We start from the raw sequence: 23,404 nt of genomic DNA on the forward strand, positions 1-23,404 counted from the left end.
CCTTTTCTCAATTATTTAGAGCACATATTATACACATAATAGGGTGTTTGTCAAGTATTAATCGTATTGCACCCAACCGTTTTTTATGCCCTCTTCTTTTACGATTTTCTTTACCTCATTTATTTCTTCTTTTGTAAGTTTTCTTGAAAGTTCCTTAAATTCATGTGCTCGATATACTGGGACATACTGAGTCATCACAGAAATGAAAATAGAATCACCAAATTCACGCTTGAGAACTTTGAGTGCTCTACGAAGATCATTTAACCTTCCCGGAAATACAAGATACCTCACAACAACACCCTCTTTAAGAAGACCGTCGTTCCCAAATTTTATACTTTTATTTTTTACCATTTCTCTCAACGCTTCCATTGTAATCTCGAAGTAATTAGGTGCATTTGAATATTTCAAAGCATCTTCATCATTTATGTATCGAAGGTCCGGAAGGTATATATCGATAAAGTTATTGAGAAGTTTTACAAGTTCAACAGTTTCGTAGCCTATGGTATTCCAAACGGCTGGTATTTTTAAGCCTCTTTCTCTTGCAAGTGTAAGTGAAGCCATCGCTTGTGGTGCATAGTGTGTTGCCGTTACAAAGTTAATGTTAGAAGCACCCTTTTTCTCAAGCCAAAGCATTATATTTGAAAGTTCTTTCACTGAAACAAATTTCCCTGCACCTAACTGACTAAAATTGTAATTTTGACAATAAACGCATTTAAGATTACAATTGCTGAAAAAAATTGTGCCAGACCCAAAAGGTCCAGACAAAGGTGGCTCTTCTCCTTTGTATAAAACGGCAGAAGAAATTTTAATAATAGCATTAGAATTGCATATACCTATTTCACCTTTTAACCTATCCACCTCACACCTAAGCGGGCAAAGATTACATGGAGAAAGCAACTTATACAACTCTTCGAGAGATTTATAATTTTTCATAAGCTTCTCCGCAATTTTTCTATTGCGTTTAGAGAATCATTGATGAAAATCTCTTTTCTTTTACTTTTAGGAATTTCAAAGTACTTTTTAGGGATAAGTCCGAAATTAGCTCGCATTGGTTGTGGATTATTAAGGTCATTTTCCACAAGAAAGCGAATAAGACTTCCTATCATTGTTTCTTCTCCAATTTCAAGAAGTTCCTTGCCATTAAACAACCTTACTACATTCAAACCTGCAACAAGTCCAGTTAAAATTGCTTCGCTATACCCTTCGGATCCTGTAATTTGCCCTGCAAGGAAAATATTTGGATATTTTCTTGTTTGAAGAGTTTTTAGAAGTATCCTATTTGCTTTGAAATAGGCGTTTTTATGAATACTTCCATATCTTACAAATTCAGCATTTTCAAGGCCGGGAAGAAGACCAAACACTCTTTTTTGCTCTGGATATGTTAAAGATGTTTGAAAGCCAACAAGTTCAAAAAGATTTCCGTGAACATCTTCTCTCCTTAACTGTACAACTGCAAAGTAATTGTCGGAAAAACCTTTCGGCGTAAGTGGACCAAATCGCAACGCATCAAAGCCACGCCGGGCAATTTCTTCAATAGGAAGACAGGATTCAAAAAACACTTTATCGAAATCGTGAGGTGTATGAGTCTTTGCTTCAATAAGTTCTTTATGAAATCTTGTATACTCTTCATATGTAAGCGGGATATTCAAGTAGTCAGGGGATTGGTTATAACGTCCGCCAAAAAACATCTTCGTTAGGTCAAGTGATTCTCTTGTTACAACAGGAGAAATTGCATCGTAAAAGAAAAGGTTCTCTCCAAAAAGTTTTTGTAATTCGTTTAATAGTGCATCACTTGTTAAAGGACCTGAGGCAATAACTACAATATCGTTTTCAAAATCTATTTTGGTAACTTCCGCTCGCTCAACATGAATCTTTGGATGATTTAAAATAATATTTGTAATTTCCTCTGAAAACTTTACTCTATCAACAGCAAGCGCTTTTCCAGCAGGCACTCTGTTTTTGTAAGCAATCTGAAGTAAGATTGACCCCAACTTTAAACCTTCCTCTTTTAAGAGTCCTCTTGCATCAGTTAGTTCAATCGATCCCAAGGAATTACTGCATACAAGTTCTGCAAAATTTCCAGTTCGGTGTGCTTCGGTCAGTTTTCCAGGCCTCATTTCATATAGAATTACATCTATACTATGCTCTGCAATTTGTAGTGCTGCTTCGCTTCCTGCAAGACCACCACCAATTACAACAACTTTCATATCTTGTAATACCTCCCAGCGGACTTCTTTATATATCGTTTTACTTCAAGACTGGTTAGCACAACTAAGAGTTCAGAATCCAATACCAATTTATTCCCAATGGAAATTTTCTCTTTCAAAGTATCAAAAGTATCCCCATCTTCAAGTGCATTAAGGATAAATTGCTCAATTTCTGAAAATTGTTTAATATCTTTATTTGATTTTAAATGGCTCAACTCTTTTATATTCTCAAAAATATCATTCACATCAAGCAAAGGAATTGCTCCATCTCTTATAAGGGCATTTGACCCTGCACTTGTTGGGTTTGTAATATTTCCTGGCACTGCAAAAACCTCTTTTCCTTGTTCTATTGCATGTGTTGCAGTAATTAAAGAGCCACTTTTTAACTCTGCCTCAACCACAACCACGCCAAGACTTAAAGCACTTATTATTCTATTTCTAAACGGAAAATTGTACTTTAAAGGCGTTGCTCCAAAAGGAAACTCAGAAACAAGAAAGCCATTATTTTCAATTTTTTTTGCTAAATTTATGTGGTCCTTTGGATATATTATATCAACACCGCTTCCCAAGACTGCAATCGTTCTTCCGTTTGCATCAAGTGCTCCATTATGTGCTGCACTATCGATGCCATATGCAAGCCCACTAACTACTGTAACTCCTGCACCTCCAAGGTCATATGCAATTTTATAAGCAACACTTTTCCCGTAATTTGAGCATTTCCTTGAGCCAACAACTGCAATTGCTTCATTGGGAAAACTAATAAAGTCCCCCTTTACATACAATAGGAGAGGTTTATCCTTTAAAACTGACAAGGCTTCGGGATATTTTTCATCGTAGAAAGGAATAATTTTTACATTTAGTTTTTCTGCCTTTTTGATTTCTTTTTCTGCAAACTCAACATATTGTTTCTCGATCTCGAATTCAAAGGAATTATTTTCAGTAAACTCTTTCAAGTAAATTTTTGCTTGTTTCGGCTTATTAAACCTAAGATAGTTTAAAGCAACGACTTTTAACAAATCCATACCAAAACAATATAATGAATTTTGAGATTTTTACAAAATATGTTAAAATAAAGAGCCTCCAGGGCAAGGTGAGTTACCTAAAATAGGTAACAATTCCTGATCGGTGGTGATAGGGTATTCCCCTTAAGCCCACGAGCAACCCAAAAGGTTGTTGATTGGGTGAAAATCCCAAGCCGACAGTAAAGTCTGGATGGAAGGAGGTTTGAAATGTCCTGGAAAAATTTAAGAAGTATTATCTTTACTGGTATTCTTGCAGCCCTTAGTTTTGTTTTAATGCGTTTTACTGAGTTTCCTTTGCTTCCTCAGGCAAGTTTCCTTAAAACAGATTTAGGAGACATTCCGTTACTTGTCGGCGCTTACTTCTTTGGCCCTATTACAGGTATTGCCATTGCATTTATAAAAGATTTATTATTCTTTGTAAGTGGGGCAGGACAAGGTGGTCCAATTGGAGTGCTCTTAAATTTTATTGCAACAGGAACCTTTGCACTTGTTGTAGGAATTGTAAGCCTTAAAAAGAAAAATAATCTAACACTCCTTTTAGGGCTAATCCTTGGGACGATAACGTTCACTCTCATGATGATTCCTGCAAACCTTTGGGCAATACCTAAATTTTTGCCGTCATGGACAAAGGAGCAAATACTCAATTACATCTATACAATAAATATTCCGTTTAATCTTTTAAAAGGGCTGCTTGACACAGTAGTAACGTTCTTAGTTGTAAAACCGCTACAAAGTCGAAGAATTTTCTCACAGACTTCGTAAGCGAAAAAAAGAAAATTGGGGAGCACACATGCTCCCCTTTAAAATTAGATTTCACTTTTAGCCTTATGCCTTTACTCCGTTTTTTTCGAGTGCTTCTTTTGCCTTATTAACAAGTTCTTCAAAAGCCTTTACATCATTTACTGCAAGATCTGCAAGTATTTTTCTGTCAATTTCAACATTTGCAAGCTTCAGTCCGTTAATAAATCTGCTGTAAGTTAACCCATATTCTCTTGCAAGTGCGTTAATTCTTGCAATCCAGAGTTTCCTAAATTCTCTCTTCTTTTCTCTTCTGTGAATGTATGAATACTTGAGCGCATGCATTACTGCTTCATTTGCAACCTTAAATCTACGCGAAGCAGCACCCCTATAACCTTCTGCTAACTTCAAAATCTTTTTATGTTTTCTTCTTGTTACAATGCCTGCCTTAACTCTCATGATATCACTTCCTTTCAAAAATTTTTGTTACTTCAAATAAGGTGCAACACCTAAAATGTTCTTTACATCAGTTTTGGAGATTACATGCAAACTGTTTAATCTTTTCTTTCTTCTTGAAGATTTCTTTTCAAGATGGTGGCTGTGGTTTGCACCATAAGCAACAAGTTTACCTGATCCTGTAACTCTAAACCTCTTCATTGCTGATCTGCTTGACCTGATTTTGTTTTTCATGTGCTTCTCTCCTTTCCCTTAATTTCTTTAAAACTTCTTTATTCGGTTCAAGAGAAAAGACCAAGTTTTTGCCAGCCATTTTGGGGGGGCTTGCAACAATTGCAACATCGGAAAGTGCATCAATTATTTTGTTTGCAAGTTCAAATCCTTGGTCAGTAAAAGCCATCTCTCTTCCCCTGAACCATATTTCAATATTTACTCTATTACCATCCTCAATAAACTCTCTTACTTTCTTGTTTTTTATTGCAAGGTCATTCGTGTCAATCTTCAACCTGTAGCGCATCTGCTTAACTTCAATTTTTGTTTGTTTCTTTTTTGCCTCTTTTTCTTTCTTCGTCTGCTCGTAGAGATACTTGCCTAAATCTACAATCCTACACACTGGCGGATTTGCATTAGGTGCTATTAACACCAGATCAAGTCCCTTTTCTCTTGCAATGTTCAAGGCATCCCTTGAACTCATGATTCCAACCTGAGCGCCATTTTCATCAATAAGGCGCACTTCCTTCAGGCGGATGTTTTCGTTTGCAATTACGTCTTTACTGTTAATACCTCACCTCCATAAAATAAATATAGGTAGCCGAGAGGCTACCGTAAACAATAAAACAAATTACTCATAAAAACCATAAAACCTTTTCGCAAGCTCTCGGCCGCTTAAGGTAGGGCTTTGCCCTTTCTCTTCAATTGTCCAAATGTAATTATACAAAATCTTCAAAATAAATCAAGCCCACATTTTAGTTAGTCTATAACTCTGTTTCTAACCTCATTTAAAATGCGTTCCTTGAAAGCATCAACATCCATAGCACCAAGGTCGCCTACACGTCTTTTTCTTACGGAAACACTATTTGATGAGACCTCTTTATCTCCTATTATGAGAATATAAGGGATTTTTTCGGTTTCAGCATCTCTAATTTTTGCATTCATTTTCTCTGATCTTTCATCAACCTCTACACGCAAACCGTTCAAGAAGAGTTTTTCTTTAACACTCTTAGCATATTCAAGATGTCTATCTGCTATTGGAACAATGCGAACTTGCACTGGCGCAATCCATGTAGGGAAAGCACCTGCATATTGCTCGATGAGTGTGCCAAAGAATCGCTCCATTGAGCCAAGCACAACTCTATGAATCATAATAGGTCTGTGCTCTTTTCCATCTTCACCAATATATGTAACGTCAAATCTTTCTGGGAGGTTAAAATCAACCTGAATCGTTGGCCCTTGCCACTCACGTCCAATTGCATCAACAAGTTTTATATCGATCTTTGGTCCATAGAAAACCCCTTCTCCTGGATCGATTTTATAAGGGATCTTAAGCTCATCAAGAGCAACTTTAAGTGCATTGGTTGCCAATTCCCAATTTTCAAGACTTCCTACATATTTCTCAGGACGTGTAGAAAGATAAACGTTGTAGTTTTTGAATCCAAACGTCTCAATCATATATTTTGCAAACTCAACAACACCTATGATTTCCTCTTCTAGCTTTTCTGGTTGCACAAAGAGGTGTGCATCATCTTGAGTAAATCCTCTTACCCTCAAAAGACCATGAAGGACTCCTGCTCTTTCATACCTATAAACTGTGCCAAGTTCTGCAAGCCTCAAAGGCAAATCCCTATAACTTCGAGTTCTTGATTTATAAATTGCAATATGGAATGGACAGTTCATTGGCTTTACCATGTATGATCCTTTATCTACTTCCATTGGGGAAAACATATTTTCTCTGTAAAAATCCCAATGCCCTGAGGTCTTCCACAACTCAACCCGAGCAATATGAGGGGTATAAACAAAGTAATATCCACGCTTTATATGTTCATCACGCCAAAAATCCTCAATGATTTTTCGAATCATTGCACCTTTCGGGTGCCACAGTATTAATCCTGGCCCAATTTCTTCTTGAATACTAAAGAGGTCAAGCTCCTTTCCAAGTTTTCTGTGATCTCGCTTTTTTGCTTCCTCAAGGAAATTTAAATATTCTTTCAAGCGCTCTTCTGTTGCAAAGGCAGTGCCATATACACGCTGAAGCATTTTATTCTTTTCATCGCCTCGCCAATATGCCCCTGCAACACTTAACAATTTAAAGTATTTTGCATAGGAAGTGTCTGGAATATGCGGACCCCTACAGAGATCTGTAAAATCACCCTGTTTATATATTGAAACAGTGTCTCCTTCAACTTCTTCTATAATTTCAATCTTATATGGTTGATTCAATTCTTTGAAAAGTTCGATTGCATTATCCTTTGGAAGGTCAATACGCTCAAAAGGTAAATGTTCATTAACGATCCTCCTCATCTCTTCTTCAATTTTTGTTAGGCCCTCTTCTGTTAGTGGATTTTCAAGATCAAAATCATAGTAAAAACCCTTTTCAATTGCAGGTCCAATAGTATACTTTGCATTTGGAAATAGATGCATTACTGCCTGTGCAAGAATGTGAGATGTGCTGTGTCGTAAAATTTCTTCTCCCTCTTCTGTATCGATGAATATTGGCTCAATTTCAACATCGCCATTTACTTTTGTTAACAGATCCTTTTGAACACCTTGAACTTTTGCTGCCACAATTTTTGAAAGATCAAAATTAAGTCTCTTAAGAATTTCTTTTATTGTAAGTCCATCTTCAAATTGATAAATTTCATTTGATATCTGTATTTTCACGCCCGCCTCCTTAAATAAAAAATGGTGGGCGATAGTGGAATCGAACCACTGACCTCTTCGGTGTCAACGAAGCGTTCTACCTCTGAACTAACCGCCCACTCCGCATAACTATTTATATCAAAATTCATCTTTTTGTCAAGAGTTTAGACCTCTTTTATAAGGATATTAGCAATGAGATCCGCAGCCTCTGAAATCCTGTCTGCTGAATTGCTTATGTGCCTATAAACTTCTCTCATTTTAAAGATGTAGTGGAAATTATCGTTTGAGAATAGTTCGGCAAGTGCTTCATGATAGGTTTCTTCAATTTCATTCTCCACAACCTTTGCAGAAACAACATTGCTATTTGCAAGATTTTTATCAGTAAACATGTTATCCACCGCATAGCTTATGTGATTCACACCACGAGAAATTTTTTCAATCATTTTCTTCAAGTAGAAGTTTGGATACAGTTGATATATTATCATTTCTTCAATTGTGTTGTAAGCGTAGTCAAGGATATTGTCTATTGTATTTGAAAGTGTATAGATATCCTGCCTGTCGATAGGAGTAATAAGGCTCTTGTTGAGCTCATTTAATAGATCTCTTCTTATATTGTCGCCTTCGGATTCTATTCTTTTTATTTGCATCTTAAGATTATGTCTTAGCACATCTTTATTGACAACATCTTCACTAATTCCCATAAATTCATTTAAAGTATTAACACCCTCTACAGTCTTTTTTGCCTGCTCCTTTAGCAGGTTCTGGAACACATCAGGCCTTTTAAACATTGAATCCCAAACTTTCATTTTTATCACCTCACATTATTTTAATATTGTAATAAAAATTGTCGATACTCCATAAGAAATAAGAATTGACATTGGTACTGTTACAAGCCAAGTAAGGACAAGATTTCTAACAACGTTAAACTTTACCGCATATGGTTTTTCTGCAACCCCAATACCTACAACTGACATATTTAAAGTTTCTGTTGAACTTACGGGCAAACCAAATTGTGCAAACGTTAAAACCGTTGCAGATGTTATTGTTTGTGCAAGAAATGTCTCTTTTGGATTACTTTTCATAAGACGAAATCCTGCTGTTAAAAGTGAATTTGCACCAAAGAAAAGTGTCCCAACAATAAACAGAAACGAGAGAAGCGAAATAACAAAAATATTTTTAGGATTGACAGCAAAGTTAACCCCTGAGATCATGCTTGCTGTATATACCAAACTCAAAGTTTTCTCTGCATCGTTTGCACCATAACCCATAACAAGAAAAATTGATGAAATTACCTGAAAAATCTTAAAAAACGGAGAAGCCTTTGGGGTTAACAACCGCAAAATAAGGTTAAAAATCTTGGTTAATAAGTAAGAAACTATTAAACCTATAAAGATAGATGCAATAAGTCCACCAAAAACTTTTAAAATTTCAACTGTATTAATTTGCGTGTGGACTTTTCTTGCAATTGCACTTCCAACGAGTGCTCCAACAAAGGTGTAAGAAATACTTACAGGGTATTTAATCCTCTGCGCAATAATCACCCAAATCATCGTGCCAATGATTGCCCCATACAACATAGGTAAGGTAATATATTGAATTGGGACAATTTTAGTACCTAAAGTTTTAACAACTTCTGTTCCAAAGACAAGAGGCGCAACAGTTAAAGATAAAAATAGCAAAATAACTCCAAAGAGGGGATGTATTACATTTGAAGAAATAATAGATCCAAGCAACACGCCTCCGTCGTTTGCTCCCATTAATATTTGAAAAACTCCTGCTACAATTAAAAAAACTAAAAAACTTAGGTTATCCATGGTTTAAAATAATAACACAAATTGAGATTTTGTCAAGATTGTTAAGATAGAAGTGGCAAAATGAGATTTTTTAAGAATTCTTTAAATTCTTCTTCGATTGACTCCAAATTCCTTTGTAAATTCACAAAAACGCTATTTCCTTCAACCTTAAATTGGAAATCTCCATTAACAATTATAAAATCTGAAACTAAGAGAAGTTTTTTTGCATCTTCCTTTATAGGTTCATTTTCCTTTTCGACAAAAATAAACAAGTCTGGTTTTGTGATTGTGTAAAAAATGTTGCCCTCTACAAGTAACGGACCTTCTATACTTTTAACAAAATCTCTTAAGTGTTCATTAAGATAATCAAAATCACCTTTTGCCCAAAATACCTTCTTTGCATTCTCAAAAAGAAAGTATGTATCTTTGCCAAACGGCGCAGTCTTATAAGTTTCTTCAGTAATTCCAAACCCGTGTAATAGATTGTTTGTAATTTTTAGCGCAATAAAAATTTTGGGAAATAATTTGAGAATTATCCTTGATAGTGTCGTCTTACCGACATTACTTTTGCTTCCGCCTATAAGAACGATTTTTTGCATTTTTATTATCAAATTCAAATTTTACGCTTCCATTTTCTAAAACAAGGTACGCTTTAAAATTCCTTCCTTGTGATGAAACAAAATCTGTTATAAGGTCTGTTTTATGGTCTTGTAGAAGTTTTTTTAATTCGTCTCTTGTAATTTCTCTTCCGCCCATAAACTTCTTAATCCTAAAAGTGCATTTATCTGGATAATTTTCACATGCATATACCGTCTCTTTTTCATAAACGGATCCGCCACACTTCGGACAAAGACCAAGAGGTTCTTCATTTGTAATATTTTCTTCTTTTGGTTTTTCAAATATGAAGGAAACCTTATTATCGACAAGTTGAATTTCGGCATCAAAATATTTTTTACCCTTTGATAGCACTCTTTTTAATTTAACACGGTTCCCTTTTAGAAGTTCTTCTGCCATATCTCTTGTAATCGTTTTGTTTTTTAGTTTTTTCCAGATCACAAAATCACATGTTCCCTTTTCAACATTTTCACAAGTAAAGCCTTTTACCGTTTCGTAAACAGATCCACCGCATTTCGGACAGATACCAACTGGATCAGGAGAACCTGTTTTAATATGATAATCGCCACTATATGTCTTTACTTTATTTACAATATTAATCGTTAGTTCTTTTATTCCTTCAATAAACTTATCTACATCATATTTACCTTTCTCTATCTTTAACAACTTGTACTCCCATTCTCCAGTTAGAGCAGGAGAAAGGAGTTCCTCAACTTTAACCTGCGAAACAAGTTCAATAAGTCTCATGCCTTTTTCGGTTGGAACAAGCGACTTTCCCATTCTTTCAACATAGCCAACTTCAACCAATCTTTCAATGATTTGTGCTCTTGTTGCAGGTGTGCCAATGCCTTTTTCTTTTAACGCTTCCTTTAATTCGTCTTCTTCGACTAGACGCCCTGCATTTTCCATAGCAGATAAAAGGGTTGCATCCGTAAATCTTGAAGGTGGCTGCGTCTCCTTCTCAAGAATTCTTAGATCTTTTACGAGAACCAAATCACCTCTTTTGAATGATATTGCATCTTCTTTTTCTTTGCCATATACCTTTTGAAATCCAGGCTCGATAAGGAAACTAATCGACGAGACAAACCGGTTTTCCTCAACCTTTGTTATAAGATTTATTTTTTTAGTTTCAGAATAAGGATAGAACACAGAAAGAAATCTTCGCATGATGAGGTCAAAAATCTTCTCTTCATCTTTTGTAAGATCTTTCAAATTGGAGAAATCTCCCGTAGGAATAATTGCATAGTGGTCAGTTACACCTTTATCGTTTATGATTCTCCCTGTAAAATTTATTCCCATTTGCTGAATCTCTTTTGCAAAGTAAGAATATGGTTCAAACTTGATTGACTTTATTATTTGTGGGATATAAGACTTTAATGAGCTTGGTAAATACCGTGAATCTGTTCTTGGGTAGGTGATGAGTTTTCTCTTTTCGTAAAGGCTCTGTGCAATATCAAGGGTTCTCTGCGCAGAAAATCCAAATGTCTTATTTGCATCTCTTTGAAGTTCTGTTAGATCATATAGAAGTGGTGGAGGAGTTTTTACAATGTTTTCTTCAACGCTTTCAACAATTCCGTTTTTCCCTTTAATACTATTTGCAATATTTTCAAGAAGTTCTCTTTTCTTAAATTTAGTCTCGTTATCTTTTATGAAAGTGCCACTATAAACAAAAGTTTTCTTGCCAAATTCTCCTTCTAACTCAAAGTATTTCTCGCTTACAAAACTTTTTATTTCTTTCTCTCGTGATACAAGTATATTTAGCGTTGGGGTTTGTACCCTTCCCAAAGATAGCAAATCTCCCCATCTTCTTGTAAATGCTCTTGTTGCATTTATCCCCACAAGCCAGTCTGCCTCTTCTCTTGCAAAAGATGCCTTTCCAAGATTATCAAATTCACTTGCATCTCTCAGGTTTTTAAACTCTCTTACAATTTCCTCTTTTGTCATTGAGGAGAGCCACAATCTTTTGAGACTTTTCCCTTTTGGATTTACTAAAAGCAAAATTTCTCTAAAGATGAGTTCACCTTCTCTTCCGGCATCGCATGCATTTACAATGGTATCAATATCTTTTCTTAAGATGAGTTTTTTAAGGACGTTGAAGCGACTTTTTGTATCCTCTTTTGGCTTAAATTTGAATTCCTCAGGGATAATTGGAAGATCTTGTAAAGTCCAGAAACTCAATTTTTTATTGTAGTCTTCTGGCTCAAAGAGTTCGCAAATATGACCCAACGACCACGAAATTACGTATTCCTCGTTTTCCAAATATTCTTTTTCATCTTTGAATTTTCCAAGCGCTTTTGCGATATCCCTTGCAACAGTTGGCTTTTCTGCAATTATAAGCGTTTTCACGATTTAAATTATATTGATTAAAGTAATTTTACAAAATTTATCAAAAAATATTAGCCCCGCTTGATGCGGGGCTTTAAAAGTGTTTAGATTGTTTTCTTAGCCAATAACTTTAACGTTTACTGCTTTGTCACCTTTATCTGTTTGTTCAATCTCAAATTCTACCTTTTGACCTTCCTTTAACGTCTTGTAACCACTCGTTTGAATTGCTGAGAAATGCACAAAAAGATCCTTACCACCATTGTCTGGGACAATAAACCCAAAACCCTTCTGTGAGTTAAACCACTTAACTCTTCCTGTTTGTTTTTCCACTTCTAAAATACCTCCGTAAAAAATTCCGCAATTCTTTGCGGTTAAAAAATTATAATACGATTCAAAAAAATTGCAATAAAAAAACTAACTACCCTTCAAAAATTTCTTTCCCTTGAGTTCCTTGGGTAAATAGTTTTCACCTTTAACGATACTCCCTGGGTAATCGTGTGGATATTTATAGTCTTTGCCATATCCAAGGTTTTCCATGAGTTTTGTTACAGGATTCCGGAGTTTCAATGGAACCTCAAGAGATCCAGTTTTTTTGATTGTTTCTTTTACTTCACCTTCTGCAAGGTAGAGGCTATTATCCTTTGGTGCTTTCGAGAGATATACGCATGCTTCCGCCAAAATCAAATAGCCCTCAGGTGGTCCAACTACATTAAATCCCTGAAACGCAGAGACTGCAACAACAAGTGCCATTGGGTCTTTTAAGCCAATATCTTCAGAAGCAAATCGAATCATCCTCCTTGCAATATAGAGGGGGTCTTCTCCTGCTTCAATCATACGATACATGTAATAGAGTGCAGCATCTGGATCGCTTCCTCGCATACTTTTAATAAATGCAGATATAAGGTCGTAATGTGCCTCCTTGCCATAAGAAAGCGTTACATTAGAAAACTTTTTTGCAATGTCAAGGGTGACAACACCATCTTTTGCATTCTTTGAAATATTTTCAAGGTTGTTTAGCGCAATGCGTGCATCTCCATCGGAAATTTCTGCAATAAAGTCAACAACACCATCTTCAAACTTCAACTCTTTTAGAATTTCGTCTTTTTTAATTGCATTAAGAATGATCTTTTTAATTTCTTCAAGAGTGAGTTTGTTAAACACAAATACGGAAAGCCTTGAAAGAAGAGCATTGTTTACATAGAAAGATGGATTTTCAGTTGTGAGTGCAATAAGTATAATTTTTCCCTGTTCAATAAATGTAAGAAATGCATCTTGTTCCTTACGATTAAAATGCTGAATCTCATCAACAATCACAATCGGCGTTTCCTTTGAGAATAGATTTTCTTTTGTTAATTCCTGCATGAGTTTTTTTACGTCTTTTATATGCTCTGTTGTTGCTGAAATCGTTATGGTTTTTCTTCCTTGCGTTAAAATCTGTGCAATAGTTGTCTTCCCAGAGCCTGGAGGCCCCCAGATTATAAAAGAAGAGAGTTTTCCACTTTTATACATATTAAAAAGAGGAGCACCCTCTCCTACAAGGTGCTCCTGCCCAACAAACTCATCAAGTGTTTTGGGTCTTACTCTTATTGCAAGTGGCTCTAATTCCATCTACAACTCTTCAATTTGAGCAAGTTGCTCTAATACAAAATTCCTAATTTCCTCGGGTGTTTTATTATCGTAGACAACTTTACCGTTAAGGATTACAGGAACAAGCGCTTCTTCTCCGTTTCCTATTTCACCTTCTTTTTTCACCTCGTAAATGACTTTACCATTCTCAAATCTCTTATAAACCTTTTTCCTTCCAGAGTATTTACCTCTCTTTGCAATTGGTGTGCCATTCACCTCAACAATATCCATTGCAAAATCTATTGTGTCGGCATTCGAGATAGACGTTCCAACACCGAAACCATCAACCACATGGGATTCGGTTAGTTTTTGAACTGTTTCCTCGTCAAGTCCACCAGAGACAAGAATCTTTACATGGTTAAATCCACGAAGGTCAAGTTCCCAGCGGACCTCCCTTGCAATATCAACAATATTTCCACGCCTTGATCCTGGTGTATCAAGCCTCACACCATAGAGGTGTTTTCCTATTGCCTGTGCCGCAAGTAGAGATTCAAATTTTTCATCTTGGAATGTATCAACGAGTGCAAGTCTTGGAACTGAAGGGTCAATTATCTCATCAAATGCCTTTACAGCCTCAACAATGCCACCCATATTTATAATTAGTGCATGCGGTATTGTTCCTGTCGGAGGTTTTCCAATTGTCTTTGCGCCAATTAAACTTGAAACAGCATCACAACCGCCTATATATGCAGATCTGTCAATCATTGGTGCAATTGCAGGATGCATTCTCCTTATACCAAAAGAAAGAAGAGATTTGTTTTTTGCAATCTTTCGAAGCCTTGCGGCCTTCGTTGCAATGCCTGATGCTTCACAAATAAACCCAAGGATTGGCGTCTCAAAACGGGCAAACTCAAGGTAAGGCCCCTCAATTACCATTACAGGAACAGGATAACCTCTTACATCTCTTGCAGTGAAAACACTTCCCTCAGGAAGTGCATACAAATTAACATTTTTCCCTTCAAGAACCTCTATTACCTCGGGAAGTCCTACAAACACACCCCAAGGATACTTAAGCCCCTGAACAGTAAAATCAGCAACAACATTGTTATTAATGCCCCTTTTTTTTAAAATTTCTTCTGTGCGAGTAAAATAAACATCGGTTGTCAAACCATCTTTTATTTCTTTCTCATTTGCAATAAACACTCCAAGCCTCCTTACAAACCTATTTTTTCACATCCACTGCCCTTGCAAGAATAAGCACTGCATCCTTTCTTTTTATTGGATCATTCGGATAAAACATAAGTTGCATATTGGAGACTGTCCCTTGTATTATATTCAAATCAAAGGCAGTTCCAATTTCTTTATAGCCAAAATATGTATAGGAAACATCGGAAAATGGCGATACTGCATCAGGTTTTGTTAAAGAAAGTGCTCTCATAAGAAGTGTAACAAATTCTCCTCTTGAAATAACTCGTGTTGGAGCAAATTGGTCAGAGGAAATTCCTTTAACAATTCCTCTTTTTACGCCCTCCTCTATGTAATTATGAGCCCAATATGTAATACTTACATCTGAAAATGACGAAGTTGGATAGTTCTTAGGTGTAATTTCAAGTGTCCTTAAAATAAGAACTGTTGCTTCTGCTCTTGTAAGGTTGCTGTCACTTCTGAATGTGTTATCAGGATATCCCTTTACAATACCCTTATCAACAAGAATCTTTAGATATTTAGAAACATAGTAATCATTTACATCAGGGAATACTGGCGTAAAACTTGGAGTTCCGATTGTAAAATTCGTTGTTGCTTCAACCCCGTAATTATTCACAAGGTAAAATTTTACAGTATAAGTCCCCACACCAACTTTATTCCCTTTTGTGTCAACCATATCCCAAGAAACTGAGAATGCCCTTGTTCCGTGTGCTGGCACTGTAACCTCGGTAATTACCTGAGCAAACATTCTATCAATGCCCCACTTAAAGATGATTGTATTTCCCTTCATAACAACAAAATCATAAATTTGAGAAGTGTTGAACTTCAAAGTAATAGGAGAATCAGATGTGTTTGTAATAGTGTAAAGAAATCTTACCGTTTCATTAAGAGCGTATTCATTTCTATCAGTTACAACTTTCCCTACAAGAGGAAGATTAGCACTCTTTCCTTCAAACATACTCGTGAAAAGCATAAACATCACCAAAAAAACTACCAATATCTTTTTCATTTCTCTCACCTCCATTATTTAGATACAAATTTCTTGCATTTTGTTCCATTAAAATGCCTCTCCCGGTTTTAAAATAAGGCAAGTTGAACGCGTTTCCTTATCTACCATTTCTTTGAATTTTTCAATGTCAACAGAAATTATATCCCATGTATTATAGTGCATCGGAACAACATATTTCGGGTGTATCATCTTCACTGCCATAAGTGCATCGTTTATATCCATCGTAAAATAACCACCAACGGGTAAGAACGCAACATCAATTGAAAATTGCGAACCTATAATACTCATATCTGAGAATAGTGCCGTATCACCTGCATGATAAATCGTTAGATCTTCAAGTTTTATGACAAACCCTGCAGGCACTCCACCATATATAAGGGATCCGTTAACAGCAATCGAAGAACTGTGAACTGCCGGTACCATCTTTACAGAAAATTTATCAAAAGAGACTGTTCCACCAATATTCATTTGAACAAGATTTTTTACACCAAAACTTTCAAGATAATGTGCAATTTCGTAAACTGCAACAACAGTTGCGTCGTTATTTTTTGCAATTTGCGCAGCATTACCAAGATGATCTGAGTGTCCATGCGTAATAAGAATGTATTTTGCCTTGCATTCTTCAACTTTCATTGGATTCAGGGGATTACCTGTAAAAAACGGGTCAATAACAATGTTTCCAAAATCATTGATGATCACAACTGTTGCATGCCCCAAATAAAGAATTTTGCTCATACAATCCCTCCTTTACTTTGCAATTCTTTAAAGAAATTGTCGAGGTCTTCGTGAACTACAATATCAAAAAGATAATCCATCTCAGTTTCTTTCTTGTTTATAAGAATTTTATTACCCCTTGCAAATTGGACAAGACTGTTTGCAGGATATACTTCCAATGACGTGCCAAGTGCAAAGAAAATATCTGAAGCAGATACACATTCAATTGCCTTGTCAAAATCAATTACAGGCTCGGAAAAGAACACAATGTCCGGCTTGATTAATCCTCCACATGATTCACAATAAGGAACGGCACTTTTAATAACCAATTCCTTTAATCGCTCAAAAGAATATTCTTTCCCGCATTTTAGACAATGAGAGCGTTCTACACTACCGTGCAAATGGATTACATTTTTAGATCCCGCTTTCTCGTGTAAAAGATCAATATTTTGAGTTACAATACAAACAGAATGGTTATGGTCAAGATCTGCAAGGAATTTATGAGCAAGTGTTGGCTTTGCTTTTTCAAAAACCGGATACATAACTCTCACAAAATCATAAAAAGGTTTGGGATTCTCAAAAAAGTAATCTATATCAAATACATTTTCGCTGTAAAGTCCTCTTGTATAAATACCTGTCTCTCCTCTAAAGTCAGGAATGCCTGCATTAACTGATATACCTGCGCCTGTCAAAACTGAAATACTTTTTGCATTTTTTAAAACCTGTATAACAGTTTCAATCATAGACTTTTGATTTTTTCTACGACACTTGCTATATTTTGTGCTAACTCTTTATCAAAGTTTTCTGAAACGCGAAGCGACTGTTCATAATGCGCAAGTGCTTTATCTTTATCTCCAAGATAGAAATACGCTTCCCCAAGGAAGAATTGAGAGGTAAGGTAAGTGTAAGGATTTTTTGTTTCGTTAATATCATCGATAATTTCCTCTACATGCTCTTTAACGCCCTCAATAAGACTTCTGTCGTCCGTAAGGAAGAAAAGCTCTCGGAGACATACTGCAATCTCATAATTTATCCTTATAAAGCTCTCGATATTTGTATCTTTTGGGAAATAGTTAAGTGCCTCTTCAAAATAATTTAATGCGTTTTCGAGAAGTTCAATCTTTGTTTTTTCATCAAGATCTTTGAGTCTTGACTCATTAAGATAAAGGGTCCCAATATTAAAAAGTGTCGTTGCATAATCTTCTGGATTTTTATCTTTATATACATCAAGCACAAACCTATAATGTTCCAAGGCTTCTTCAAAAAGCACCTTATCCTCTTTTAAAAGCGCAAGTTCAAGAAGAGACGATGCAAGATTAGAACGGCTTGATGCAATATCAAGCACATCGTCACTTTCAAAGTAATTCAAACTTTCCTTAAAGGCATCAATTGCCTTCTCAAGATGTTCCACCTTTTTTTCGGGATTGCCCTCAAACTTACCTAAAAGAAAATTCGATACACCAATGCCGTGATAAATGAGTCCTATAATTTTGCTGTCTTCTGCATCGTCTTTCAACTTCAGCGCTTCTTCAAAGTATTTTAAAGCCTCTTTTATGGAATCAATTTCCTTTCCCATAAGGTATGTATTTGCAAGGTTGTAATAAACCCTTACAAGTTTTGATTTATGATTCGTTTCTTTTAAGAGATTAACAGCATTAAGGTAATGCTTTGCTGCAGTTTCAAGATTGTACAGAGGGTCTTCAATGTGAGCAAGTTTATAAAAAACGAATCCTTTGTTCGATTCAATCTCTGCAAGATCTTCTTTATTCTCAACAGTTTTTACAATTTTTTCAGCTTCGTCAAAATTAAGTAAGGCACTAATTATGTTTTCACGTTCATCTCCCATATCAGAAAGAAGCAAATATATCAGTCCCAAATTCATATAGATGCGCAGTTTTTCGTAAGAAGACTTCGCATTCTTTAACTCTTCTTTTAAAGACAAAAGTGAATTCATCAATTCGTCGTAACTTTCCATTTTTCATCTCCTTCAAAAAAATTATACTACTTATGCAAATTTAAGGGAAACTACCTTTGAAACACCTGCTTCTTCCATTGTTATACCGTAAAGGACATTTGCTTTTTCCATCGTTTGTTTATTATGAGTGATAACTATGAGTTGAGACTTTTTCGACATATTTTCAAGAAGTTTCCCAAACTTATACACATTTTCATCATCAAGGGCAGCATCCACTTCATCAAGAACATAGAATGGCGATGGATTTACTTCAAATATCGCAAAAAGAAATGCAAGTGCAACAAGTGATTTTTCTCCACCAGATAAGACGCTCAAAGGTTGTTTCTTCTTAAATGGAAGTCTAACACTTATTTCAACTCCTTTTACTTCTGAAAACTCATCAATGATTTTCTCTATCTTTGCTTCTCCATCTCCAAAAATTTCAAGGAAAATGCGTTCAAAATGTTTGTTTAAAGAATCAAAAGTACTTTCAAATTTTGTCTTTATCGTACGCTCAAGGTCTTCTATGTATTTTTCGAGTTCCTTCTTTGCACTTACTATATCATCAAAGACAATTTTCTTTTCTTCGTAATTTGCTTTTAATTCGCCTTCTTTATCAATTGAAGTAAAATCAAGTGGTTGGAGGCTTCCAATTTCACTTTTAAGCCTTTCAATTTCTTTTTTTAAATTTTCTTCTAAAAGCCCTTCGGAAACAAGCACTTCTTTCAAGCCCTTTTCTTCCAATTCACTCAATAAGTTTGAAATGTTTACTTCAATTTTTGCAATACTTAATTCAATCCTTTCTATTGCTCCACGGACTGATTCCTTCTCGTCATTTAACTTTTCAAGCATTATCCTCAAATTTCCTTCTTGACCTTTCAGTGCATTCAACTCACTTTTCACTTTTTCGATTTCACTTGAAATAGCTTTAAGTTCTAACTCTGTTTCGTTTAAAAGCGCAATTTGGCTATTAAGAGTATGTTCATTCTCATCAATTTCCTTTAAAATGTTTTCTTTCTTCTCTTCCAATTCTATAAGATCCCTTTCAATGCTTTCGATTCTTCTTTGTAGTTCAGAGTTTTCTTTTTCAATGTTTTGAATTTTTAGTTCAATTTCTCTTTTTCTCATCAAAATCTTTGATATTTCATCTTTCAATTTATCGGTTTGGTCTCTTATGTTTGTAAGTTTCGAAAAATCAAAAGATGCATTAAGTTTCAATTTTTCTCCACGCTCATTCTTCAATTCCGTTAATAAGTTCTTTAGCCTTTCAATTTCCGATTTATTTTTTTCAAGTTCATCTTCAAGTCTTTCTCTTTCAAGGATTTTTCTTTCGATATCTTTTGCGTTTGTTTGTTCGTTTAATAAATTCCTTCTTCTGTTTTCAAGAACATTCAAGGCAACTCTCTCATCTTGAACAAGCGCTTTAAGAGTCTGTAATTCCAAAAGCATTGCATTATACTGGTGTTCCTCTTCGACATTTATACCAGAACTTCTTTCAACCTCAAAAGGTGAAAGAACAACATATCCATCGCCCGTTACAATTTTCCTTATAAAAGTTTTTCCTTGAAGTTCTTTAAATTTCTCAATTGCTTCATCAAGTGTTTCTGTATAAAAGATCCCCGTAAGGAATTTGCTATTTACACCAATCACTTCACTAATAGGCTCAAGACCATGATTGTCCTCATTATTGTTTGCAAGTGGCAAATCCAAGAAATACTTTTTTGCATTTCCCTTTTTAATTTCATTAACAGACCTTACCACCACACCTTCAAAATAATCCTTCAAACCAAAGAGATTTTTATTAATGTTAAGGAGTTTCCCAAGTGTTCCATCCTTAAATGATGGAATTGTTGCGCTATCGAGAATATTTTTCAGTGTTTTAATCCTAAACTCAAGGACTGCAATCTCCTTTTCCTTATCTTCAATTATCTTCTTCTTTTCATCAATAGAAATATTTACTTTTTCGAGTTCTGAATCAATCAAACTTAAATCGATGGGCTTTAAATCTCTTAATGGAATAATTTTATGCTCAAGTTCATCAGATTTTCTTTTGAGGAACTCTAATTCTTTTTCAAATGCGCTAATTTTTCTTTCTATTTGGACTCGTTCTGATTCCCTTTGCTCAAGGACTCTGTTAAATTTGTTGTATTCCTCTTCGAGTGCATCTCTTTCGTTTTTTTTCATAGTAAATTGCGCTTTTAAGACATTTTCCTCATTTTCAATATTAAGTTGTTCCTGTTTAAGTTTCTCTATATTTTGCTTATTCTTTTCGATATCAAATAAAATATACGACTTTGTCTTTTCAAGACGCTCTTTTCTCAAATTTAGTTCTGTAAGTTCTTTTTCTTTTATTTCAATGAGATTTTTAATTGAATCGATATTGTTTGATAACTTGTTCTTTTTTATGGTGAGTTCTTCTCTTTTTTGATTTTGAATCTCAAAAAGAGTTTGTGTTTCTTCAAGTTTTTTGCTTAACTCTTCGTACTTACCCTTTACTTCAAGCATATTCTTTTGAATATCACTTTCTTCTTTTTTCTTTTCTGCTAACCCAATTTTTAAAGTAGATAGTTCGTTTCTTAATTTTGCAAGTTTAAGACCATAGAACTTTTCTTCGAAAGATTTTAATTCAGATGTAAGAGCATAATAAATATGGACCTTTTTTGCTTCTCTTAGGACTCTATCATATTCACTTTTTACAGAGGAAAGTGCAACTGATGCCTTTGCTAAGTTTTCTTCAGTTTCTTCAAGTTTCTTTTTTGCTTCCTCTTTCCGTTTTCTCAGATCTGTAATGCCTGCAACTCTATCAATGATGTTTTTCTTTTCCTCTGGTTTTGCAATGAGAATTTCTTCAATTCGACCTTGCCCAACTATTGCATGCGTAAGCCCAAAAATATTTGAAGATTTGAAAATTTCTTGCACGCTTTGAAGGCTTGAGTCATTTCCATTAACGATATATTTTGTTTCCTTTCCCCTTATAATACGCCTTTCAATAATAACTCTCGGTGTTTTTATTGGAAGGATTTTATCTTCATTATTAATAACAATTTTTACAGAGGCAACATTCATAGGCTCCTTACTTGTGGAACCTGCAAAGATGAGGTCAGAGGATTCGCCCGCCCTTAAAAGTGATAGCCTATTTTCCCCAAAAAGGAATCTAATTGCGTCAACGATATTACTCTTTCCTGAGCCATTAGGACCTACAATACATGTTATCCCTTTGGAGAGGATAAATTTCGTATTGTTTACAAAAGTTTTGAAACCATAGATTTCAATGCTTTCTATATACATTACAATCCTTTTATAAATCCGTTTTCATCTATATCAAGTTTTGTTGCAAGAGGCTCCTTTGGAAGTCCCGGCATCGTATTAATTTTTCCAAGTATAGGAACAATGAAGTTTGCACCTCTAAGGGCGTGGACTTCTTTGACTGTAACAACAAAATTTTCTGGGCGGCCAATTAGTTTTGGATTATCAGATAGGGATGCTTGTGTTTTTGCCATGCACACAAAGGCATTATCCATCCCAAGTTTTGAAATCTCTTTGAGATTTGCCTCTGCTTCATCTGTATAGACAACGTCTCCTGCACCATACATACTCGTTGCAATTTTTCTGATCTTATCCTTGATAGGCTCATCCAAGTCATAGAGGAATTTAGGGTTTGTTTCTAAAGCATTTTCTACAACTACCTTAGCAAGGTTTTCGCCTCCAATACCACCATTCTCATATACTTCTGAGAGTGCAAAAGGAACATTGACACTTTCAAGAAGTTTTGAAACTGCTTCTATTTCTTTTTCTGTATCAGTTGAAAATTTATTCAACGCAACAATTACAGGAATTCCAAAGGTTCTCATATTTTCAATGTGCTTTTGAAGATTTGCGAAACCTTTTTTAAGTGCTTCAATATCCTCAATGTTCTCATCCTTTTGTCCTCCGTGATACTTCATGGCTCTTATAGATGCAACAATAACAGAAGCAGAAATCTTAAAGTTGCCAAGCCTTGAAACAATATCTACGAACTTTTCGCCACCAAGGTCTGTTGCAAAACCTCCCTCAGCAAAAACATAATCGGCAAATTGAAGCGCGAGTTTGATTGAAATTATAGATGGACTTCCATGCGCAATATTTGCAAAAGGTCCTGTATGGATAAAAACAGGATTATTTTCAAGTGTTTGCACCAAATTCGGGTTGATTGCGTTTCGCAAGATCACGGCCATTGCACCTTCTGCCTTGAGGTCTTTTGCATACACCGGTGTCCTATCGTAAGTAAGGCCAACATAGATATTTGAAAGGCGTTCTTTAAGGTCATTTAAATCCTTTGAAATGCCTAAAATCGCCATAACCTCTGATGCAACCGTTATATTAAAACCTTCTTCACGGGGTATTCCACCGTCAATACCCCCAAGTCCAATTAGGATATGTCTTAAGGCTCTGTCGTTCATATCCATAACCCTTTTAAATCGTATTCTTCTCGGGTCAAGATTAAGAGGATTACCTTGGTAGATGGAATTATCAATCATTGCAGATAAAAGATTATTTGCATATTCTACTGCAGGAAAATCACCTGTAAAAAGAAAGTTAATTTCTTCCATTGGCACAACTTGTGCGCGTCCTCCGCCTGTTGCACCGCCCTTAACACCAAAAATTGGTCCCAATGATGGCTGCCTTATTACGCCTATTGCCTTGTATCCCAAAAGATTTACTGCATCTGTCAAACCTATGGTTGTTGTAGTCTTCCCTTCACCATGAGGAGTTGGAGTCATTCCCGTTATAAGGACAAGTTTACCATCACCTCTATCAATTGATTTTAGTAACCTATGGTCAATTTTTGCAATGTAATCACCACAAAATTTTAAAGCATCCAGCGGTATATCAAAGTTTTTTGCAATCCTATCAATCTTCATAAGTATTGCATTTCTTGAAATTTCATAATCACTCATATCTGC

Annotated in this window: 21 protein-coding genes, 1 tRNA gene and 1 riboswitch; of the genes, 1 reads left to right on the forward strand and 21 read right to left on the reverse strand. The window is 35.4% G+C overall.

Going from position 1 to position 23,404, the window contains the following annotated elements; genetic code table 11:
• Window positions 1-57: 57 nt before the first annotated feature.
• Genes CSE_RS06205 through dprA form a run of 3 tightly spaced genes read right to left on the reverse strand, consistent with a single transcriptional unit; the run spans window position 58 to window position 3,229 of the window.
• Window positions 58-933, reverse strand: a complete 876-nt coding sequence (locus CSE_RS06205; RefSeq protein WP_014453786.1) for a radical SAM protein — start codon at window positions 931-933, stop codon at window positions 58-60.
• Entirely contained in the window at window positions 930-2,207 is a 1,278-nt protein-coding gene (gene trmFO, locus CSE_RS06210) for a methylenetetrahydrofolate--tRNA-(uracil(54)-C(5))-methyltransferase (FADH(2)-oxidizing) TrmFO (RefSeq protein ID WP_014453787.1), read from the reverse strand. Before trmFO ends, CSE_RS06205 begins: the two co-directional genes overlap by 4 nt.
• Window positions 2,204-3,229, reverse strand: coding sequence for a DNA-processing protein DprA (gene dprA, locus CSE_RS06215; protein ID WP_014453788.1), 1,026 nt, complete (start codon window positions 3,227-3,229; stop codon window positions 2,204-2,206). The genes trmFO and dprA overlap by 4 nt, the downstream gene beginning before the upstream one ends.
• Before the next feature lie 50 nt (window positions 3,230-3,279).
• Window positions 3,280-3,435, forward strand: a riboswitch (FMN riboswitch).
• Window position 3,436: 1 nt separating this feature from the next.
• On the opposite strand from dprA, the gene CSE_RS06220 reads away from it, so the two are divergent.
• Window positions 3,437-3,991 (forward strand): ECF transporter S component, encoded by a 555-nt coding sequence (locus tag CSE_RS06220; protein WP_014453789.1) that lies wholly within the window; start codon window positions 3,437-3,439, stop codon window positions 3,989-3,991.
• A 63-nt stretch (window positions 3,992-4,054) separates the two neighbouring features.
• Here the strand turns inward: CSE_RS06220 and rplT are convergent, their stop codons facing one another.
• The 18 genes from rplT to CSE_RS06310 form a co-directional block, all read right to left on the reverse strand.
• A complete protein-coding gene (gene rplT / locus CSE_RS06225) occupies window positions 4,055-4,429 on the reverse strand; it encodes a 50S ribosomal protein L20 (RefSeq protein ID WP_041726559.1) in 375 nt (124 codons plus the stop codon).
• Window positions 4,430-4,453: 24 nt separating this feature from the next.
• Entirely contained in the window at window positions 4,454-4,657 is a 204-nt protein-coding gene (rpmI, locus tag CSE_RS06230; RefSeq protein WP_014453791.1) for a 50S ribosomal protein L35, read from the reverse strand.
• The gene (infC, locus tag CSE_RS06235; protein WP_156785903.1) at window positions 4,611-5,204 is read right to left on the reverse strand and encodes a translation initiation factor IF-3; all 594 of its coding nucleotides are present in this window, start codon (window positions 5,202-5,204) and stop codon (window positions 4,611-4,613) included. The genes rpmI and infC overlap by 47 nt, the downstream gene beginning before the upstream one ends.
• A 188-nt stretch (window positions 5,205-5,392) precedes the next feature.
• Window positions 5,393-7,300, reverse strand: a complete 1,908-nt coding sequence (thrS, locus tag CSE_RS06240) for a threonine--tRNA ligase (RefSeq protein ID WP_014453793.1) — start codon at window positions 7,298-7,300, stop codon at window positions 5,393-5,395.
• Window positions 7,301-7,322: 22 nt separating this feature from the next.
• A tRNA-Val gene (locus CSE_RS06245) sits at window positions 7,323-7,397 on the reverse strand.
• A 46-nt stretch (window positions 7,398-7,443) separates the two neighbouring features.
• The gene (locus CSE_RS06250) at window positions 7,444-8,085 is read right to left on the reverse strand and encodes a DUF47 domain-containing protein (RefSeq protein WP_014453794.1); all 642 of its coding nucleotides are present in this window, start codon (window positions 8,083-8,085) and stop codon (window positions 7,444-7,446) included.
• Between the two features lie 15 nt (window positions 8,086-8,100).
• Window positions 8,101-9,036: an inorganic phosphate transporter gene (locus CSE_RS06255; RefSeq protein ID WP_041726127.1), complete on the reverse strand. Its 936-nt coding sequence runs from the start codon at window positions 9,034-9,036 to the stop codon at window positions 8,101-8,103.
• A gap of 98 nt (window positions 9,037-9,134) precedes the next feature.
• Entirely contained in the window at window positions 9,135-9,671 is a 537-nt protein-coding gene (locus tag CSE_RS06260) for a hypothetical protein (RefSeq protein ID WP_014453796.1), read from the reverse strand.
• Entirely contained in the window at window positions 9,634-12,033 is a 2,400-nt protein-coding gene (locus CSE_RS06265) for a DNA topoisomerase 3 (RefSeq protein ID WP_014453797.1), read from the reverse strand. The genes CSE_RS06260 and CSE_RS06265 overlap by 38 nt, the downstream gene beginning before the upstream one ends.
• A gap of 96 nt (window positions 12,034-12,129) precedes the next feature.
• Entirely contained in the window at window positions 12,130-12,342 is a 213-nt protein-coding gene (gene cspE, locus CSE_RS06270) for a transcription antiterminator/RNA stability regulator CspE (RefSeq protein WP_014453798.1), read from the reverse strand.
• A gap of 84 nt (window positions 12,343-12,426) precedes the next feature.
• Entirely contained in the window at window positions 12,427-13,620 is a 1,194-nt protein-coding gene (locus CSE_RS06275) for a replication-associated recombination protein A (RefSeq protein WP_014453799.1), read from the reverse strand.
• Complete coding sequence (locus tag CSE_RS06280) at window positions 13,621-14,781, reverse strand: nicotinate phosphoribosyltransferase (RefSeq protein WP_014453800.1); 1,161 nt, start codon at window positions 14,779-14,781, stop codon at window positions 13,621-13,623.
• Window positions 14,782-14,800: 19 nt separating this feature from the next.
• A complete protein-coding gene (locus tag CSE_RS06285) occupies window positions 14,801-15,793 on the reverse strand; it encodes an S-layer homology domain-containing protein (RefSeq protein ID WP_172633866.1) in 993 nt (330 codons plus the stop codon).
• Between the two features lie 48 nt (window positions 15,794-15,841).
• Window positions 15,842-16,528 carry a metal-dependent hydrolase gene (locus CSE_RS06290; RefSeq protein ID WP_014453803.1) on the reverse strand — a complete coding sequence of 229 codons (687 nt, stop codon included), beginning with the start codon at window positions 16,526-16,528 and terminating at the stop codon, window positions 15,842-15,844.
• Window positions 16,525-17,250, reverse strand: coding sequence for an SIR2 family NAD-dependent protein deacylase (locus CSE_RS06295; protein ID WP_014453804.1), 726 nt, complete (start codon window positions 17,248-17,250; stop codon window positions 16,525-16,527). The genes CSE_RS06290 and CSE_RS06295 overlap by 4 nt, the downstream gene beginning before the upstream one ends.
• Window positions 17,247-18,482 (reverse strand): tetratricopeptide repeat protein, encoded by a 1,236-nt coding sequence (locus CSE_RS06300; RefSeq protein WP_014453805.1) that lies wholly within the window; start codon window positions 18,480-18,482, stop codon window positions 17,247-17,249. The genes CSE_RS06295 and CSE_RS06300 overlap by 4 nt, the downstream gene beginning before the upstream one ends.
• A 30-nt stretch (window positions 18,483-18,512) precedes the next feature.
• On the reverse strand, window positions 18,513-21,749 hold the full coding sequence (locus tag CSE_RS06305; protein WP_014453806.1) for an AAA family ATPase: 3,237 nt from the start codon (window positions 21,747-21,749) through the stop codon (window positions 18,513-18,515).
• Window positions 21,749-23,398, reverse strand: coding sequence for a formate--tetrahydrofolate ligase (locus tag CSE_RS06310; RefSeq protein WP_014453807.1), 1,650 nt, complete (start codon window positions 23,396-23,398; stop codon window positions 21,749-21,751). The genes CSE_RS06305 and CSE_RS06310 overlap by 1 nt, the downstream gene beginning before the upstream one ends.
• Window positions 23,399-23,404 lie beyond the last annotated feature (6 nt).

The sequence above is a fragment of the Caldisericum exile AZM16c01 genome (assembly GCF_000284335.1).
GTDB classification, from domain to species: Bacteria; Caldisericota; Caldisericia; order Caldisericales; family Caldisericaceae; genus Caldisericum; species Caldisericum exile.